Below are 17,050 nucleotides of genomic sequence, written 5' to 3'. Positions count from 1 at the left end.
CGTAGCCCGCCCGGGTGCACAGGAACACTGCGGACCGCGGCCCGGGCCGCCACGCGCGGACGGGTCGGGGACGGCCGCGGCGGCGCGCACCGTGGAGATTCGGCGGCGGCGACGGGGCAGAAAGGGCACGGCGGCCTTCTACCCGTCGACGTAGCGTCTCCTACCGTTCCTGTGGACTGAGCGGGAGTGACTCCGCTCAGCCGCACGCCCCGAACGGTCTTGGACGTACTGGTCGCCGGCGTACTCGACCCCGGGGCAGCGACACGGATCCTGTCCGTGGTCCGATCCCGGGAGGCCGGTTCCCTCACGACCCGGCCACATGGGCACGGCCAGAGGCGACGGGGAGGCCCCGAACCATCACTCCGGTGGAGCGGGGGCCCCGCACGCTGGCGCCACACCCGGCGTCCCAGATCGCACGATCACCGTAGCCCGAACAGCCCACGACACCGCAAGCCCACAAACCGACCACCACACGAACGAGTCACACACCCGCCTGCGCACTCCCCGACCACCAGTTGGCAACCCCACCCCGTCGACCGTCCGGCCCGTCCGGTCGGCGGCGCGCGCCCCGCCGTGCGCCGGTTACGGTCGGGGGCGGACAAGACCCAGGTCACCCGCCCCGTCACACCGCACCACCCCGCAAGGAGCCCGCGTGTCGCAGTCGCCCGGCCCGGTCGCGGCCATGGAGCGGCACCAGGTCGCCGTCTACCTCGGCGCCCTGGCCGCCGGCGGCGTCGTCGGCCGGGCCGCACCCGGCGCCGGGCCGGGGCTGGAGCACGCCATCAACCCCGTGCTCGCCGCGCTGCTGTACGTGACGTTCCTCCAGGTGCCGGCCGCCCAGCTGCTCCGCTCGCTGCGCGCCGGCCGGTTCCTCGCCGCCGCGCTCGTCGTCAACTTCGTCGTCGTACCGCTGGTGGTCGCGGCGATGTTCGCCTTCCTGCCGGACGAACAGGCCGTACGCACGGGCGTCCTGCTCGTCCTGCTCACCCCCTGCATCGACTACGTGATCGTCTTCAGCGGCCTCGCCGGCGGCAGCAGCCACCGGCTCCTCGCGGTCACGCCCCTGCTGCTGGTCGCGCAGCTGGTCCTGCTCCCCGGCTACCTCTACCTCTTCATGGGCTCGGACCTCGCCGACATCGTCGAGGCCGGGCCGTTCGTCGAGGCGTTCGCCGTCCTCATCGCCCTCCCGCTCACCCTCGCCTGGCTCACCCAGGCGTGGGCGGCCCGCCGCCCGGCCGGCCGGAAGAACGCCGACGCGGCGGGCACCGCGATGGTGCCGCTGATGGCCGCGACGCTGGCGACGGTGGTCGCCTCCCAGGTGCCCAAGCTGGACGACGGCGACAGCCTCGGCGACGTGGCCCGCGTGGTGCCGTTCTACGTCCTCTTCCTCGCCGTGATGGCCGTCGCCGGCCTGGCGGTCACGCGGCTGTTCCGCCTCGACGCCCCCGACGGCCGCGCCGTCGTCTTCACCGGCGCGACCCGTAACTCCCTCGTGGTCCTCCCGCTGGCCCTGGCGCTGCCCGACCGGCTGGCCGCCGCGGCGGTGGTCGTGGTCACCCAGACCCTGGTCGAGGTCGTCGGCATGGTGGTCTACGTCCGCCTGATCCCCCGCCTCGTGCCCGCAGCCGCCCCGCGGCCGACGCCATGAGCGCGTCTCCGGCGCCGCCCGCCCCGCCCGCCCCGCGGGCAGCGGCACCGCCGCGGACGCCTTGAGCACGTCCGTCCTGTTTCACGGCCTCAGCCCCCTCCGGCTCCGGCGCCGCCCGCCCCGCCCCGCCGCGGGCGCCATAGGCACGCCTGTTCTGTCCGGCATTCCGCAGATGTAGGTTGGAGGGTGAGTCCCCCGAGGGAGGCTGATGCGATGTCGTGGATCGTCTGGCTCCTCGCCGCCGCGGCACTCGGTGCCGCGGAGTTTTTCACGATGACGCTGGTCTTCGGGCTGCTCGCGGGTGCCGCGCTGGTGGCCGCCGTGGTGGCCGGGGTGGGCATCGGTGCCCTCGGGCAGTTCGTGGCCCTCGGGTCGGCGGCGGCCGCGGGACTCATCCTCGTACGTCCCGTCACCCTCAGGCACATGGCGCAGACGCCCCTCACCCGCGACGGCAGCGATGCACTGCTCGGCAAGCGGGCCGAGGTCGTGCAGGAGGTCACCGCTACCCACGGCCTGATCAAGCTCTCCGGTGAGGAGTGGTCCGCCCGCGCCTTCGACGAGACCGCGGTGATCCCGGTGGGCGCGCTGGTGGAGGTCATGGAGATCGAGGGCGCCACCGCCGTCGTCTACCCCCGCGAGCTGCTCCCCTGAACCGATGCCCGGTGAACTGAACCGCTGAACGCACAGCCAACGGAGGAAGTGTGGACCCGGTTGTCATCCCGATTCTCGTGGCGGCGCTGGTCGTCATCTTTCTCGTGTCCGCCAGCGTGCGGGTCGTCCCGCAGGCGCGCCGCTACAACATCGAGCGGTTCGGCCGGTACCGCCGGACCCTGCAGCCCGGCCTGAACTTCGTCGTGCCGGTGGCGGACCGCATCAACACCAAGCTGGACGTGCGCGAGCAGGTCTACTCGTCCGACCCCAAGCCGGTGATCACCGAGGACAACCTCGTCGTCAACATCGACACCGTGCTCTATTACCAGATCACGGATCCGCGGGCCGCGGCGTACGAGGTCTCCGACTACCTCCAGGCCATCGACCAGCTCACCGTCACCACGCTGCGGAACGTCATCGGCGGCATGGACCTGGAGGAGACGCTCACCTCGCGCGAGGAGATCAACGCCCGGCTCCGTACCGTCCTCGACGACGCCACCGGCAAGTGGGGCATCCGCGTCAACCGCGTCGAGATCAAGGCCATCGACCCGCCGCACAGCATCAAGGAGGCGATGGAGAAGCAGATGCGGGCCGAGCGCGACAAGCGCGCGGCCATCCTGCACGCCGAGGGTGAGCGGCAGGCCAAGATCCTCACCGCGGAGGGCACGAGGCAGAGCGACATCCTGGAGGCCCAGGGCACGCAGCAGGCCATGATCCTGCGGGCGGACGGCGAGGCGCAGGCCGTGGAGCGCGTCTTCCAGGCCGTCCACCGCAACAACGCCGACGCGAAGGTCCTGGCGTACAAGTACCTGGAGACCCTGCCGCACCTGGCGAACAGCGACAACAACACCTTCTGGGTGATCCCCGGCGAGCTGACCGAGGCGGTACGCACCGTCACCACCGCCTTCGGCGACAAGTCGGCGGCGGGGCCAGCCGCGGCGCCGCAGACGGCACCGGAGGTCGACCGGAAGCAGGCCGAGGGCGGAGCCGGGGCCGGAACCGGGGCCGGGACCGGGACCGGAGCCGAGTCCGGCACGCCGGAGCTGGCGGCGGGCCCGTCGCCCGCGCTCGACGCGGTGACGGCGGCTGTCGAGGCGGCGAAAGAGGCCGACGCGGCGGTGAGCGAGGCCAAGGCCGAGGCGGAGGCGGCGAGTTCGACGCAGCCGCCGAAGGTGCACCGGAAGAAGCCCGACGGGGAGTAGCGGCACGCCGGGGCGGTCGTTCAGGCGGGGTAGGCGTGGGTCTGGGTCGCCTTGACGGCCGCCCAGACCGTCGCGCCCGGGTGCAGGTCGAGTTCGGCGGCAGCGGTGGTGGTCAGGTCGGCGGCCAGGGGGAGTTCGCCGGTGAGTTCGGCGCGGATCTGGTCGGCGTGGGTTTCGAGGCCGGCGACGGCGCAGCGCCAGAGGTTGCGGGCGCTGGAGCCGGTCGGGCGGTCCCGGTGGAGGGTCACGGCGCTGGGCGGAAAGGCGACGTAGACCGGCCCGGTGAGGTCGTCGGCGGTGGTGATCGCGGGTCCGCCGGCGAGGTCGAGGTCGACGGTGTGACCGCGGGCCCGGCCCCGGTAGAGGTTGAGGCCGACGAGGTGGGCGATGTAGTCGGTGCGCGGGTGGCGTGCGATGTCGGTGGGGGCGCCCTGCTGGACGAGGCGGCCGTCCTCGATGACGACGAGGTGGTCGGCCAGGACCATGGCGTCCAGGGGGTCGTGGGTGACGAGCACGGCGACGGCCTCGAAGTCGGCCAGGTGGCGGCGGAGCTGGGCGCGGACGTCGAGGCGGGTGCGGGCGTCGAGGGCGGCGAGCGGTTCGTCGAGGAGCAGCAGCCGGGGGCGGGTGGCCAGCGCGCGGGCGAGCGCGACGCGCTGCGCCTGGCCGCCGGATAGCCGGCGGGGCTTGGCGCCCGCGTACGCGGCGAGGTCCATCCGCGCCAGCCAGTCGGCGGCCTCGGCGCGGGCCCCGGCCTTGGTGGCGCCGTGGCAGCGCGGGCCGAAGGCGACGTTGTCGAGGGCGCTGAGGTGCGGGAAGAGCAGGTAGTCCTGGAAGACGACGCCGACCGGCCGGTCCTCGGGCGGCGTACGGTCCAACTCGGCGGCGTCGAGGCGCAGGTGCCCGCCGGTGAGCGGGACGAGGCCGGCGAGGGCGCGCAGGGCGGTGGTCTTGCCGGCGCCGTTGGGGCCGAGGAGCGCGACGACGTCGCCGGGGCGGGCGGTGAGCGCGACATCGAGGCGGAAGGTACCCCGGTCGACGACGAGCCGGGCGTCGAGCCCTTCGTTCCCGCTCTCCGTGTCCCTCATCGGGAGTCCCTCACGCGGTGTCCTCATGCGGTGTCTTCCTCATGCGGCGTCCTCATGCGGAGGTCAGCCAACGGTCCCGTAGCCCCGCCAGCACCGCGACCGACACCGCCAGCAGCACCAGGCTCAGCGCGATCGCCGCCTCCGGGTCGCGCTGCAACGCGAGGTAGACGGACAGCGGCATGGTCTGCGTACGGCCCGGGAAGTTGCCCGCGAAGGTGATCGTGGCGCCGAACTCCCCCAGCGCACGCGCCCACGCCAGCACCGCCCCGGCGGCGATGCCGGGCGCGACGAGCGGCAGGGTGACGCGGCGGAAGGCGGTGAAGCGCCCGGCGCCGAGGGTGGCGGCGGCCTCCTCGTAGCGGGGGTCGGCGGCCCGTAGCGTGCCCTCGACGGCGATGACGAGGAACGGCATCGCCACGAACGCCTCGGCGACCACCACGCCCGCGGTGGTGAACGGCAGCGTGACCCCGAACCAGTCGTCCAGCCACCGCCCCACGACCCCGTTGCGCCCCAGCGCCATCAGCAGCGCCACACCGCCCACCACCGGCGGCAGCACCAGCGGCAGCGTCACCAGCGCACGTACGAGCCCCCGCCCCGGGAACTCCACCCGGGCCAGCAGCCACGCCAGCGGCACTCCGACGACCAGGCTCAGGGCCGTCGCCGCGGTCGCGCAGACCAGCGACAGGCGCAGCGCCTGCCAGACCTCGGTGCTGGTCAGCAGCTCGGGCATGCCGCTCCACGGGGCGCGGAGCAGCAGGGCGACGAGGGGCAGGACGAGAAACGCCAGCCCGATGAGCGCGGGTACGAGGAGCGGCAGCGGCGCGCCGCCGCGGGGGTGGGGGCGCCGGGGGCGGCGGCCACCGGTGAGGGTGTCCGCCGTATCGCCCTTGCCCGCGGAAGAAGGGGGCGTCACGGCTTGCGGAACCCGGCCTCGCCCAGCACCTGCTGCCCCTCCGCCGACCGCACCAGCTCGATGAACGCCTCGCCGGCGGCGGCGTTCGGCGCCTGGTCCAGCAGCGTGATCGGGTAGTCGTTGACGGCGCCGGCCGACTCGGGGAAGTCGACGCCCGCCACCGTGCCGCCGGCGGCCTGGACGTCGGTCTGGTAGACGACCGCGGCGTCGGCCTCCTTCAGCACCACCTTGTTGAGGGCGGACTTGACGTCCTCCTCGTACGACACGGGGGTGAGCTTCAGCCCGCCGGCGTCCAGCGCCTGCCGCGCGGCGGCGCCGCAGGGCACCGCCTCGTCGCAGAGCACGACCTTCAGTCCCGGGTCGGTGAGGTCCGCCAGCGAGGCGATCCCGTCCGGGTTGCCGGGCAGGGTGGCGATCTCCAGCCGGTTGCGTACGAAGGTGGCGGGGGTACCGGCGGCGGCGCCGGCGTCCGTGACGATGTCCATCGGCGTCGCGCTGGCGGAGGCGAAGACGTCCGCGGGGGCGCCGGCGGTGATGCTCGCGGCGAGGGCGTCGCTGCCGCCGAAGCTGAACGTCACCTTCGTACCGGGGTGTTCCTTTTCGAACCGCGCGCCCAGCTTCTCGAAGCTCTCGGTGAGGGAGGCGGCGGCGAAGACGGTGACCCCGCCGGACACCTCACCGGCGGCGCCGGAGCCGGAGCCGGAGCCGTCGTCGGAGGTGCCGGCGGAGTCGGAGCAGGCGCTCAGGGCCAGCAGAGCGGCGGCGCCCGCGCCGGCCACCCGCAGCGGGCGGGTGGTCCGGCGAGCGCGGCGCGCGGAACGGGTCGTCACAGGTCCACTCCAGACGTCTACGGTCTCTCGACGACCACGTTGGTCGACTTGACCACTGCCACCGCCGGAACACCCGGCTCCAGCTTCAGCTCCTCGGCCGACTCCCGGCTGATCATGGACACCACCCGGAACGGCCCCGCCTGGATCTCCACCTGCGCCGAGACGTCCCCCATCTGCACCTCAGTGACGATCCCGGCGAAGCGGTTACGGGCGGAGGACCCGGTCGCCTCCCGCTCCGCCCGGCGCACCTCCCGCGCGTACGCCGCGAGGCCCGCCCCGGGGATGATCCGCCGCCCCGCCTCGTCACGCTCGGCGGTCAGCCTCCCGGCGTCGACCAGGCGCCTGACGGTGTCGGCGCTGACCCCGAGCAGGGCGGCGGCGTCTCCTATCCGGTACGTATGCATGCGCCGATCATAACGCCGCATCTGCAAGACGAAAATCGGCACCCACCTAGCACAAACCCAGCAGCCTCCGAAAAATCCTCGCGCATGCGCCGCGCGTGGAGGTCAGACCGGGCGGCACTCCCCCGTGTTCTCGGTCTCGGAGCAGAGGCCGTGGCCCTCGTCGTGCAGGATGTCGCGGCCGGTCTGCTGGGTGAGGAAGTTCAGGAAGGACGCGGCGATCGAGCCCGCCGGGGGATCGCCGTAGGTGTACGCGTACTCGGTCTGCCAGTACGGGTAGCCGGCGTCCTCGACGCCCGCCACGGTCGGGGCCCTGCCGTCGATCCTCACCTTCACGAGACTGTGGACGCCCGCGTGCCTGTCGACGGCGGCGGCCTCGCTGTAGCCGATGCCGCCGGACCTCGCGGTGACCGCGTCCAGCATCGTGTCCGTACCGCTGACCTCGCAGCGGCCGTACCGCCGCGCGTCCATGGCGGCGCAGTCGGTCTCGGTGAACTGCCGCGGCTCGTCGCCGTCCAGCACCTTGGCGACCAGGCTGCCGCGGGTCCCGGAGCCGGGCTCGCGGTTGACCACGTGGATGGGCACCGGATTGCCGTTCAGCTCCTCCCAGCTCTCGTACTCCCCGGCGAAGATGCCCTTGATCTGATCCTGCGTCAGGTTCTCTACCCCCGCATCCTTGTTGACCACCAGGGTGAACACGGAGAAGGCGACCGGCCTGGGGAGCAGCCGCGGGTGGCCCTCGGAGGCGAGGCCGTCGGTGAAGGCCACGTGGTTGCGGAGCCCCTTGCCTACCGGGATCTTCGCGTCCCTGCCCGCCTCGTCCAGCTCGGTGACCCCGTCGGTGCTGCCCCGGAAGGTCTCCTCGTCCAGCGGAATTGACACGTCCGCCCCCTCGCACCGGGCGGCGTAGTCGGCGGCGGCGGCCCGTACGGCGGGCTCGAAGGCGGTGGAGCCGTGCAGGTACAGGGTGCCGCCGACGCAGCCCAGCGGGGGCCGGCGGTCGTCGCGGAGGAAGAGCGTGAAGCCGGCCTGGACGACGACCGCGGCGATCAGGATCCAGATGGCCCACCAGGCCGGCCGGGACGCGAAGACGTGGCTCTCGGTCCGGGTCGCCCGCAGCCGCAGGAACCGCACGAGCGGGTCGTACCAGCGGTCCAGCCCGTCGGTGCCCTGGACGACCGGGGGCGGGAAGCGGTCGCGGCCGTCGTCGTCGGGCCACCGCTCCAGCACGACGAGCACCTTGTACTCGGCGCCGCGGGGCAGCGTCACGCGCGGCAGCCGGATGGTGCCCGTACGGTCCGACTCGTCGTTGTGGCGGCGGAAGCCGGGCTTGGCGACGACTTCCCGTACGGTGTCGCCTTCCGTCCGTACCTCGAAGAAGAAGTCGCGCAGGAAGTCGTCGCTCGGATCCGTGAGGACCACGGCCGTGACCCGGCGGTTCCGGAAGGTGACCTTGATGCCGTGGTGGTCGGCGAGGTCGGCGAGGTAGTCGTCGGAGACGATCTTCGCCGAGCCGGCGTTCTCGATGCGCAGCAGGACGAACGAGGGGTCCTTGAGCTGGTGGCCGTCGTGCTGCATGTCCCCCAGCACGCCGGCGTACGGCTTGTTGGCGGCGTCGGCGGCGAGCGTGTCCATCTGCACGCGGTAGCCCAGGCGCTTGCGGCCGATGACGGCGAACTCCCACAGGAACGCCAGGACGGGGAACGCGAGGCTGAGAATCGCGATCCACTGCTCGATCCGTTCGCTCACCGCCGCGTCACCCGAATCCCCTTGAACTGTGCAGTAGTTGGGAGGAGACCAGGGTGAGGAGCGGGCGCGGGAAGCTGCCAGGGATGCCGGAAAAGTCCGGCCAGTGTTCATCCCGGGGCCATCTACGACACGTTCTGTTCGCCCAACCGCTCCGCCGCGGGGGCGGAGCCAGCAGCCCGCCGCCGTACGCCCTGGCCGGGCCGACCCCGGCGAGCAGAGTCCTGGTGAACGTGGGCGGACTCCAAGGGCCGTTGCCACGCGTGGATTGGTTGATCAGGCTGTGAGTCGTTTGCGTAGGCGCTCGGCCGGATGCGTCAGGTGATGCCCCGCCGCCGTTTCGACCAGGCCCGCTTCAGCTGGCGATGTCACTGACCCCACCAGTAGGGCGCGGGCCCCGGATCCAGATCCGGGGTCCGCGCCCTCGCAGACAAGGAAGCGTCATGCCCTGTCTTTGCGGCGGTCGACGAAGTCAGGACGACACAAGGAAGCTATTCCGTGTCCCGGCTGGGGTCATTATCATCGCCAGCGAATCGAGGAAGCCTGGTTATTCATCGCCCCCATGTCCATGTCGCTGCTCTGCCAACCGTTGTTCGCCCCGTTGAACCCCGGATGCTCCCACATGTTCACCTGGCATTTCGAGTAGCCTCGAAATGACGAAATTTGATCGTCCCACGCCGGGCTGATATTGTCGACGTCCCGCCATTCACCGTCCACGTCGGCGTTGTCGTCGCATCCCCTTTCCGATTTGGCGGTAAGTGTCGTGCCCTGCCCGTTCTTATCGGAGAACTGGATTGAGGCTACGACGGATTTGACCCCGGTGCGCGGCGATCCATCCGCCTCCACCATCGAGTTGATCTCCTGTGTGAACCCCTCGCTAGCGATAGCGGCCCTAGCGTCCATGGGCGCATCCTTGATGAATCCGCCGGTCGCCTGGCTGATGGCCTCACGGAAAGTCTCGTAACAGGCGATGGTGTCGGTGCTCACGTGCACCACGCAGTGCCGGGCGCGCTCCGGCTGATCAGCGTGCACCGACGCAACACCGCCGCCAAGCAGGATGACCCCGGTCGTTGCCGCGACGACTCCGGCCCGCATTCGGAAAGTAGCCAATGGATCTCCCGTTCTTGGGTGCGGATCACTTCAGTCCGCGTACAGTTTCACAGACGAGCCGTCAAGGAACTGTTGACCGTCTGTCAGTCAGAGGTTCCTAAGGCGAGTTCAGCATTCAGAGAAGCCACTCAGTGGACGCAAGAGGCGTCAGGTGAGGTACTTCCCCCATTTCGTGCAGTCTTCCCCGTCATCCCCGCCCAACTCACACACCTGGAAAAGAATCCACTTGTCTCCATCGTAGTTCTTTGCCTTGATCGCGGACACGTCATCCCCCAGGAAATGCTGCTCTATGATGCCGTTCGGCTTTCCGTCCTTGATCTTGAATGTAAACGCAAGCGTACAATCTCGACCGTTGTTGTCCTTGTTGTCCTGGGCAAGGAATGTGTTGGTTGCCGAGTACCACTTTGCCACACAGCCCCCGCCGGGCGATTGCCTCCAACCGGAGTCGGCGGAGGCCGACCCGCTTGCCACCACACTCGCTGCCAGCACCGTCGCGCCCGCTCCGACGACAGTTCGCTGCATAATACGCTTCGCTCGCGCGTTCACTGTTTCCCTTCTCCTCTTCCTGAATTGTCGTCCCTCTATCCCTGGTGTCCTACACCTGGAGACAGATGGATATTGCTGAGACGATAGACGAGACCGCACCTCCGGCCAACGTGCACGATTTCCAGTTCGGCCTGTCGAAGTGTGCACGCTGCTCAAGGAGTGGGGCCGCATCCGGGGGGACGTAAGTTCCCCTATACTCTGGCATACGCTTCTGGTGAGAAACCTTGATGGAATCTGACATAACCTGTCCCTATCAATCAGGGCAGCGACATGACGGTTCTGTGAGGGGGTCTCAGAGGACTGCGATCAGTTCGATCTGAGGGCGAGGTTGTATATGAGGGTGACGCTTGCTGGTCACCTGAGCTACACGCCGCCGCCCTTGAGCCGACAGTCGCGGGGTGGGGCGCGGGGTCGGACGCCGATCCGGACACCGGGCTGAACGCCGGGTCGGCCACCGGGCCGGCCGCCGCGCGGGCGAGCCGGCCGAGGGCGTGCTGGAGGCGGGCGATACGGGCCACACGCCCCGGCGACAGCCCGATCTCCCGCTGGAACCGCAACTCCAGCCAGCGCCGGCTGACCCCGAGCCGATCCGCCAGCGCCGGCACCGCGATCCGGGGCCCCGGGCGCTGCAGCCGCCGCCAGGCCCGGGCCACCGGGCCGTCCGGCGCCGCCGCGACCCCGCCCCCGCTCCGGCCGCCGGCCGCCGCCGCCAGCCACGCCCCCACCCGCTCCTCCACCACCCCCAGCCGCGCCGCCCCACCCGGCACCCCGGCCACCCGCTCCGCCAACTCCGCCGCCCGCCGCCGCCCCAGCACGTCCGCCAGCTCCACCGTCCCGCCGACGAACTCCCGCGCCGTGACCCCCAGCAGCGCCGCGGTACCCGCCGGGGTGAGCCCGACGGCGACGCCCTCGCGCCACCGCTGCGTGGCGTGGACGCCGTACCCGGCACGGGCCCCGGTGACGAGCCGGTCGGCCCCGGTGACGTCGACGATCAGCACCGTGACGTTGACCGGCAGCAGCCGGTGCCGTACCGCCGCCCCGCCACCCGAGAACGGATCCGGATCCGGATCCGAGGGGAGTATGATTTCCAGTATGAGCATGAAGAGGGTGACCGTCACCATCCCGGAAGAACTCCTGAGCTCGATCCGTGAGCGCATCGGAGAACGTGAGCTGTCGGCGTATGCCACAGAGGCTCTTGTGCGCCAAGATCGCATCGACCGACTCGGTGAACTGTCCGACTGGCTCCAGGAGGAGTACGGCACCGTCACAGACGAGGAACTGGCAGAGGCCCGCCGCGTCCGTGAGGCCGCTCTGTCCCGCATCGCCGCACAGATCGCCGCATCGCGCAAGGGCGCAGCGTGACCGAAACGCTTGTCTACGTCTTCGACTGCGAGGCGCTCTCCAGGGCAGTGAGGGGCGATCGAGCGATCACCCCACTCATCGAGGACGCGAGACGTGAGGGGATTCCCGTCGTCGTCACACCAATGACCATCGTCGAAGCCGACGACGGCCGCATCCAGCGAGCCCGCTGGAACTGGATCACCTCGCGACTGGTGGTCCATCCCCTTGGCCTGGACCAGGCCCGATCGGCCCAGCAACTCCGCCGCGCCTCTGGAATGCACGGCCACAAGTACGTGATCGACACCTTCCTCGCGGTCGCCGCACTCGATCAGCGGAGCGCCGTGATCGTCTTCACCTCGGATGTGGATGACCTGTCCAAGCTGCTTGCCGACCAGCCGCAGGTGACGATTCAAGGCATCTGAACGAGGACCCGGTCGGCAGGGTGGCGCAGGTGCGGGGGTGCGCACCCGGAACCGGCAGCCCCGGCATCTCACCCTCATTTACCAGCGTGTTTCTGACATTCTGAATTCATGAGGATGATGAGCGCAAGCGAGGCTTCCCGGAGCTTCGCTTCGGTGCTGGACCAGGTGGCGCATGGGGAAACCATCGTGATCACCCGCAACGGCATACGTCTGGCGATCCTTGGGCCCGCACCCAGCGGGAACGGCGCTGCGCTTGCCGACGTGCTGGAAGCACACGCCGCGGCCCTCGACGAGGACTTCGCGTCCGATGTGCTGGAGACCCGTGAGCTGCTGGCTCTGGAGGACCCGTGGGAAGGGTAATCCTCGACACCGGTGTCCTTACCGGTGTCCTTGCTGCGGTCGATCGCGGCCGGCTTGAGCTGGCCAAGCTGTTGCGCGCCCGGGATGACGACATCACCATCGCTGCCGTCACGGCGGCTGAACTGCTGCAGGGCGTTGAACTCGCGGCGGACGAGGTGACCACACGCCGTCGTCAGGGATTCGTCGACGCGGTGCTCGCCATAGTCCCGGTGGATGACTACACGCTGGATGTGGCGCGTGTGCATGCCCGGTTGCTGGCGTACACCCGGAGGCTTGGCAAGCCGCGCGGTGCGCACGACCTGATCATCGCGTCGACGGCGATTGCCACAAACCGGACGGTGATGACCACCGACGCCAAAGCGAAGTTCGATGAACTACCCGGCGTGGCCGCAGAGATGATCCCCGTCCCATAGGGGTCCTGCTGGACTCGTGGTTCTCCTCCTGGAGCGCCAACGCCCCCAGCGTGCCCGCTCCGCCCAGTGCCGGACTCCTGCCTCAGAACCTCAAGCGGCCGTCCTACCGGACGAAGCCGGGCATCGCGTTCTCGCGGGCAGCGCTTCACGCGTGTGGCTCGAACTCCTGCTCAGAAAGTGCCCGGCACCGTGCGTTGATCACGCCGGCGCCGGGCACTGCGTTACTGACGCGCTGCCGAGGACGTCGCTGTGCCGGGCGCCGACCGGTACCGCCTGGCCTCAGCTGAACAGACTGTCCAACCGGTCTGCGACCTGGCTGGTCCACGGCAGCTTCTGAGCTTCGTGGCAGGCCGTCCAATGCGACTCCTTGCTGGGAGCGACGATCGGCGCGGCCACGAGCGGATGGTTGACCAACCAGGCGAGCGCGAGACCGGCCGAGGTGACATCGTGCTCGGCCGCGAGGCGGTCGAAGGCACGGATCTTCACCATGACCTGTTCGTCGTCGAGGTAGTGGGCGTTACGGGAGGCGATGCTGGCGCGGCTTCCGTGCGCGGGCTGCTCCCCGTTGCTGTAGCGGCCGGCCAGCAGTCCGGTCGCCAGGGGGGAGAACGGGGTGTAGGCCAGCCCTTCGCTGCGCACGATGGGCAGCACATCCTGGTCGTCGCCGCGCGCCAGCAGGGAGTACTGGTTCTGGACCAGTTCGGGCCGGACGAGCTTGAGACGGTCTGCGCTCTCCAGCGCGGAGCTGAGGGCGGCCCCATTGACATTGGACAGGCCGTAGGCGCGGATCACACCGCTTTCGACGGCGTGGCTGAACACCGGCAGTGATTCGGCCCAGGGTGTGTTCGGGTCGACCCGATGGGCGATGTAAAGGTCGACGCGGCCCAGTACCGCGACGCTGTGCGCGAGCTGGCGGCGCACGCGGTCGGGCGCGAGGTTCGCGCCCTCGGCCGTGACGCCGGTCTTCGTCTGGATGAGGACGTCCGCGTCCGGGTGAGCCGCATTCCAGGTGCCGACGATGCGCTCGCTGGCACCGGCGGCGTAGATGTCAGCGGTGTCCAGGACCTTGATGCCCTCCTTGTCGAGGGCCCGGTCGATCAGCTTGTGACCTTCCTCCTGCGACAGTCCGATCCCAGGTCCCGTGGCTCCGGCGATCCCGCCGATTCCACCGGTGCCGAGCAGGAAGCTGCCGAGCTGCATGCGGCGTTCCTCGGGGGTAGTGGCGATCCAGCCCATGTGGTGGTCCTCTGTTCGGTGTTGTGGCCGCAGGGCGGCGCTTTGTCGGGGATGGTGTTCTCGAAAATCCGGCATACCCGCCCGGCCCTGGACGGGCGGCCCAGTGCCTCGCAGCGGACGGCGCTCAGGACACGGGGGCGGCGCTGCGCCGACGGGTGATCGTGAGTGCGGCCAGTGAGCTGAGCAGCAGGAGGGCTTGCTGACAGGGGGCCCGGGTCGCGGGCAGAAAATGGGCGGTGGGGCACCACTTCGGTGGCGCCGCTCACGAGCGTGGCCGTGGTGGGCGAGAAGGTGCCGTTCGGTACGCCGGGAAACTCCTCGGCCGGGACATTCGGCCAGCGACCGACGAAGACCGTCGCGCGGATGGGGGCGGCCGGCGAGGAGTGGGTGTCAGTGGTCACGAGGTACCTCCGGTTGCGGTGTTGCCAGCCGACCTGGGTCAGGCCTGTGCGGCGAGTTCGTCGGTGAGCTGGGCGACGACGTTGGGGAGGTTGAGTTCGGTCTCGCTGTCCTGCTGGAAGCCCTTGGAGATCATGAGGCCGATTCGGGCCTTGGCCGCCGGCGTCTGGATCAGCTCGAGGATGTCTCCGGGTCGAAGAGGTTGATCGGCGGGTTCTGGAAAGTCACGCGCCAGTAGCCGGACGTGACCTTGTCGACTCCGAGAACGGCCTGGGCGGCAGCCATGGTGAAGCTCCTTCTGTGTGCTGGAGGGCCCGGGACGCGCGCCGGATGACGGCGGTGTACTCCGAGGACCGCGGGAGAACAGGCCGGGCTTGGATGCTGGCTCCGTTCCGGCCCGGATGGCGCGGTGCACGGTGTATAGCGCTCGGCCTCAGTAAGTTCGATTTACCGACTCACGAGCACCCTAGCATAGCGAGTCCGAAAAAAAGACCTACTTCTTTGGGGGCTTCCGCTGGAGGCAGGTCGCCGGCGGCGGCCAGGTAGGCCCTGGATGCGGCCTGGCCGCGACGGCACCGAGATCCCGGTCCGGGCGAGGGCGCGCAGCGGTCGGACCGAGGTGTCCGTGGTCGGCGCCCGGAATCCTTGGACCTGTTGGGACGATCGATGTCACACAAGGCGCGGCGAGATGGTCTCCCCCCTCGCCCCGGGGCCGTTCTGGAGGGGGTGCGCCCAGGCAGAGAAGGAGCGGGCGGAGGGCTTGCCGCGAAGCCCTGGCGTCACTGCGCGTACGTCTCCCCCCATGCCCGCAGCTCTCGCAGGACAGGGCCCATGGCCTGGCCGGCCGGTGTGAGCACGTACTCGTCGCGCGGCGGATGCTCCGAATAGCGGCGGCGCTCGACCAGTCCGGCCTCCTCGAGCTTGCGCAGCCGCAGCGCGAGCGTCTCGCGGGGCGCGCCAGTGTTCGTCTGGATGTCGTTGAAGCGGTGCACGCCGAAGAAGCTCAGCTCGCGCAGGACGAGCAAGGTCCAACGCTCGCCTACGATGCCGAGCGCATCGGCGATCGAGCACACGCGCGGCGCCCCGAGATTCGTTGGTTCGCTGCCCTGACTCACTCCTCCATAGTAAGGCCAGCCCTTGTGCACAGGACCGGGCAGCCGGGTGCGCAGCGCAGGGGCTGCGGACCCGCTGTCCAGGCCCGGCGACCTGTCCCGACTTTCGCCCGTGCGCTTCTCGGGCAGTGTCAGCGGGCTTCGGGGGGTGTGCCCGTGGCGGTGGGGTCAGGAGCCGCGCAGCCCCGGCCGACTCTCCGGCTATGGCACGAGCGTTGCGTCCATGGTGGCCTCGTTCTTGAGGAGGCGGGAGATCAGACAGCCCTTTTTGGCGGTCTGGGTGAATGCCTCGAACCGGTCCTCGCGCAGGCCGGGGACCTTGGCCGTGGTCGTGACGGGGTCGCTGAGAAGACTCCGCACCCCCCTCCGGGGGTGTACTCGGCGCTGGGAGCTGCCTGGGCTGCACGTCGGATGGCCGGTAGCATCTCTCTGCGTGCTGGCTGGCCAACGACACCAATTCATTCTCCGGGTGCTGGAGTCCGTCGGGTACGCCACCCTGGCTGACCTGTCAGGGCAACTGGGCGCGAGCGTCGCGACCGTCCGCCGCGATCTCGTCAAGCTGGAGAAGGACGGTCTGCTCACCCGTGTCTATGGGGGCGCGGTCCTCGGGGAGCCGCATCCGCCTCTCGCCGAGGCCGCCGACGTCCGGGTGTCCGAGAAGGACGCAATCGCCGCCGAGGCCGCCGCGCTGATCGAGGACGGCCAGTCGATCATCCTCGATGCCGGAACCACCGTTTACCGATTAGCGCGCCACCTGCACGGGCGCCGACTCACTGTGGTCACCAACAACCTCGCGGTGTATGAGGAACTCGCCAAGGACGAGGGCATTGCGCTGATGCTGCTGGGTGGCATGGTCATACGTGAGTGCCACTCGCTGGACGGTTTCATGGCTGAGGACAACCTCCGGCAGGTGCACGCTGACTGGCTCTTCATGGGTGCTGCCGGCGTCCGCTCCGGCGGCCAGGTGATGGACGCCACGGTCGTCGAGGTGCCCGCCAGACGTGCCATGATCGCCGCCAGCGACAAGGTTGGGCTACTCGTCGATGCGAGCAAGTTCCCAGGAACCGGTATGGCGAAGGTCTGCGGCCCGGAGGACCTGCATGTGGTCGTGACCACCGCGCTGTCAGACTCCGCCACCTGTACGGCGCTGGAGGAAGCGGGCGTGAGAGTGGTACAGCCCGCTCCAGGCGCCGTCACGACATGATTCAAGGCGCTCGCGATCGGAGTGTGCGTCAGAGGACGCCTCCGCGAGTGCCGCTCCGCGGGTGGGCCATGCCCAGTCGACCACCCGGATCCGGTCGGCGCCGAGATGCAGGTGCTGGGATTGGTATCGGTGTGCAGCGCGTCGCACCGGAGCAGGTCCGCCTCGGCCGGATCGGCGGCGAACCGGTCCCAGCGGGTCTCCGTACAGTCGCGGGCGACCTCCGGCAGGACGCCCAACTCCCCGAGGGCGTCTACGGCGTCGGCCGCAGGCGGTTCCGGCGAACCCGATGCGGAGTCCGCCGGCCCGCCCGTCAACGAACTCGAAGCCGACGAAGATCCGCCCCTCGCCCTCTGCCCGCCAACGCACAGCCGGGGGACGGTGAGAACAGAGCCTCCGGAGGAACGAAACCGCTACGAATTCGCAGCAAC

At 70.1% G+C, this 17,050-nt stretch carries 19 protein-coding genes; 8 read left to right on the top strand and 11 right to left on the bottom strand.

The window, feature by feature from the left end:
• Positions 1-682 precede the first annotated feature (682 nt).
• The 3 genes from T328_RS28885 to T328_RS28875 all read left to right on the top strand — a co-directional run bounded on the left by T328_RS28885 (position 683) and on the right by T328_RS28875 (position 3,501).
• Complete coding sequence (locus T328_RS28885) at positions 683-1,648, top strand: arsenic resistance protein (RefSeq protein WP_496499146.1); 966 nt, start codon at positions 683-685, stop codon at positions 1,646-1,648.
• Positions 1,649-1,861: 213 nt separating this feature from the next.
• Complete coding sequence (locus T328_RS28880) at positions 1,862-2,299, top strand: NfeD family protein (protein ID WP_496499139.1); 438 nt, start codon at positions 1,862-1,864, stop codon at positions 2,297-2,299.
• 50 nt (positions 2,300-2,349) lie between these two features.
• Positions 2,350-3,501, top strand: coding sequence for an SPFH domain-containing protein (locus tag T328_RS28875; RefSeq protein ID WP_496499138.1), 1,152 nt, complete (start codon positions 2,350-2,352; stop codon positions 3,499-3,501).
• A 20-nt stretch (positions 3,502-3,521) separates the two neighbouring features.
• Here T328_RS28875 and T328_RS28870 read toward each other — a convergent pair whose 3' ends face one another.
• From T328_RS28870 to T328_RS28835, 8 genes are all read right to left on the bottom strand, one after another.
• Complete coding sequence (locus tag T328_RS28870; protein ID WP_496499137.1) at positions 3,522-4,589, bottom strand: ABC transporter ATP-binding protein; 1,068 nt, start codon at positions 4,587-4,589, stop codon at positions 3,522-3,524.
• Between the two features lie 52 nt (positions 4,590-4,641).
• Entirely contained in the window at positions 4,642-5,502 is an 861-nt protein-coding gene (locus tag T328_RS28865) for an ABC transporter permease (RefSeq protein WP_496499136.1), read from the bottom strand.
• Positions 5,499-6,332 (bottom strand): molybdate ABC transporter substrate-binding protein, encoded by an 834-nt coding sequence (modA, locus tag T328_RS28860; RefSeq protein WP_496499135.1) that lies wholly within the window; start codon positions 6,330-6,332, stop codon positions 5,499-5,501. The genes T328_RS28865 and modA overlap by 4 nt, the downstream gene beginning before the upstream one ends.
• 17 nt (positions 6,333-6,349) lie before the next feature.
• On the bottom strand, positions 6,350-6,736 hold the full coding sequence (locus tag T328_RS28855; protein ID WP_496499134.1) for a TOBE domain-containing protein: 387 nt from the start codon (positions 6,734-6,736) through the stop codon (positions 6,350-6,352).
• Positions 6,737-6,838: 102 nt separating this feature from the next.
• Entirely contained in the window at positions 6,839-8,482 is a 1,644-nt protein-coding gene (locus T328_RS28850; RefSeq protein WP_496499133.1) for a substrate-binding domain-containing protein, read from the bottom strand.
• 516 nt (positions 8,483-8,998) lie between these two features.
• Positions 8,999-9,574 (bottom strand): beta/gamma crystallin family protein, encoded by a 576-nt coding sequence (locus T328_RS28845; protein WP_496499132.1) that lies wholly within the window; start codon positions 9,572-9,574, stop codon positions 8,999-9,001.
• Between the two features lie 162 nt (positions 9,575-9,736).
• Complete coding sequence (locus T328_RS28840; protein WP_496499131.1) at positions 9,737-10,135, bottom strand: hypothetical protein; 399 nt, start codon at positions 10,133-10,135, stop codon at positions 9,737-9,739.
• Between the two features lie 257 nt (positions 10,136-10,392).
• Complete coding sequence (locus tag T328_RS28835; RefSeq protein ID WP_496499130.1) at positions 10,393-11,256, bottom strand: hypothetical protein; 864 nt, start codon at positions 11,254-11,256, stop codon at positions 10,393-10,395.
• On the opposite strand from T328_RS28835, the gene T328_RS28830 reads away from it, so the two are divergent.
• The 4 genes from T328_RS28830 to T328_RS28815 all read left to right on the top strand — a co-directional run bounded on the left by T328_RS28830 (position 11,234) and on the right by T328_RS28815 (position 12,671).
• The gene (locus T328_RS28830) at positions 11,234-11,497 is read left to right on the top strand and encodes a hypothetical protein (RefSeq protein ID WP_496499145.1); all 264 of its coding nucleotides are present in this window, start codon (positions 11,234-11,236) and stop codon (positions 11,495-11,497) included. The two genes, T328_RS28835 and T328_RS28830, sit on opposite strands and share 23 nt — an antisense overlap.
• Positions 11,494-11,898, top strand: coding sequence for a hypothetical protein (locus T328_RS28825; RefSeq protein WP_496499129.1), 405 nt, complete (start codon positions 11,494-11,496; stop codon positions 11,896-11,898). The genes T328_RS28830 and T328_RS28825 overlap by 4 nt, the downstream gene beginning before the upstream one ends.
• A 108-nt stretch (positions 11,899-12,006) precedes the next feature.
• The gene (locus tag T328_RS28820; protein ID WP_496499128.1) at positions 12,007-12,258 is read left to right on the top strand and encodes a type II toxin-antitoxin system Phd/YefM family antitoxin; all 252 of its coding nucleotides are present in this window, start codon (positions 12,007-12,009) and stop codon (positions 12,256-12,258) included.
• On the top strand, positions 12,246-12,671 hold the full coding sequence (locus T328_RS28815) for a PIN domain-containing protein (protein ID WP_496499127.1): 426 nt from the start codon (positions 12,246-12,248) through the stop codon (positions 12,669-12,671). The genes T328_RS28820 and T328_RS28815 overlap by 13 nt, the downstream gene beginning before the upstream one ends.
• Positions 12,672-12,950: 279 nt before the next feature.
• Here T328_RS28815 and T328_RS28810 read toward each other — a convergent pair whose 3' ends face one another.
• The 3 genes from T328_RS28810 to T328_RS28800 form a co-directional block, all read right to left on the bottom strand.
• Positions 12,951-13,907: an aldo/keto reductase gene (locus T328_RS28810; RefSeq protein WP_496499126.1), complete on the bottom strand. Its 957-nt coding sequence runs from the start codon at positions 13,905-13,907 to the stop codon at positions 12,951-12,953.
• 1,178 nt (positions 13,908-15,085) lie between these two features.
• Positions 15,086-15,421 carry a winged helix-turn-helix transcriptional regulator gene (locus T328_RS28805; RefSeq protein WP_496499125.1) on the bottom strand — a complete coding sequence of 112 codons (336 nt, stop codon included), beginning with the start codon at positions 15,419-15,421 and terminating at the stop codon, positions 15,086-15,088.
• Positions 15,422-15,619: 198 nt separating this feature from the next.
• The gene (locus T328_RS28800; RefSeq protein WP_496499124.1) at positions 15,620-15,778 is read right to left on the bottom strand and encodes a hypothetical protein; all 159 of its coding nucleotides are present in this window, start codon (positions 15,776-15,778) and stop codon (positions 15,620-15,622) included.
• A 73-nt stretch (positions 15,779-15,851) separates the two neighbouring features.
• Here T328_RS28800 and T328_RS28795 point away from each other — a divergent pair, with 73 nt between their 5' ends.
• Positions 15,852-16,622 carry a DeoR/GlpR family DNA-binding transcription regulator gene (locus T328_RS28795; RefSeq protein ID WP_496499123.1) on the top strand — a complete coding sequence of 257 codons (771 nt, stop codon included), beginning with the start codon at positions 15,852-15,854 and terminating at the stop codon, positions 16,620-16,622.
• The last annotated feature ends 428 nt before the right edge of the window (positions 16,623-17,050 follow it).

The sequence above is a fragment of the Streptomyces sp. CNX435 genome, from assembly GCF_059570575.1.
Note: the sequence above shows the minus strand (reverse complement) of the source record. Positions and strands in the feature narration are given on the sequence as shown.

Coding starts and splice junctions, on each gene's coding strand:
- T328_RS28885 (WP_496499146.1), top strand. CDS start 683: ATGGAGCGGCACCAGGTCGCCGTCTACCTCGGCGCCCTGGCCGCCGGC.
- T328_RS28880 (WP_496499139.1), top strand. CDS start 1,862: ATGTCGTGGATCGTCTGGCTCCTCGCCGCCGCGGCACTCGGTGCCGCG.
- T328_RS28870 (WP_496499137.1), bottom strand. CDS start 4,589: ATGAGGGACACGGAGAGCGGGAACGAAGGGCTCGACGCCCGGCTCGTC.
- T328_RS28855 (WP_496499134.1), bottom strand. CDS start 6,736: ATGCATACGTACCGGATAGGAGACGCCGCCGCCCTGCTCGGGGTCAGC.
- T328_RS28845 (WP_496499132.1), bottom strand. CDS start 9,574: ATGCGGGCCGGAGTCGTCGCGGCAACGACCGGGGTCATCCTGCTTGGC.
- T328_RS28830 (WP_496499145.1), top strand. CDS start 11,234: ATGAAGAGGGTGACCGTCACCATCCCGGAAGAACTCCTGAGCTCGATC.
- T328_RS28835 (WP_496499130.1), bottom strand. CDS start 11,256: ATGGTGACGGTCACCCTCTTCATGCTCATACTGGAAATCATACTCCCC.
- T328_RS28820 (WP_496499128.1), top strand. CDS start 12,007: ATGAGGATGATGAGCGCAAGCGAGGCTTCCCGGAGCTTCGCTTCGGTG.
- T328_RS28810 (WP_496499126.1), bottom strand. CDS start 13,907: ATGGGCTGGATCGCCACTACCCCCGAGGAACGCCGCATGCAGCTCGGC.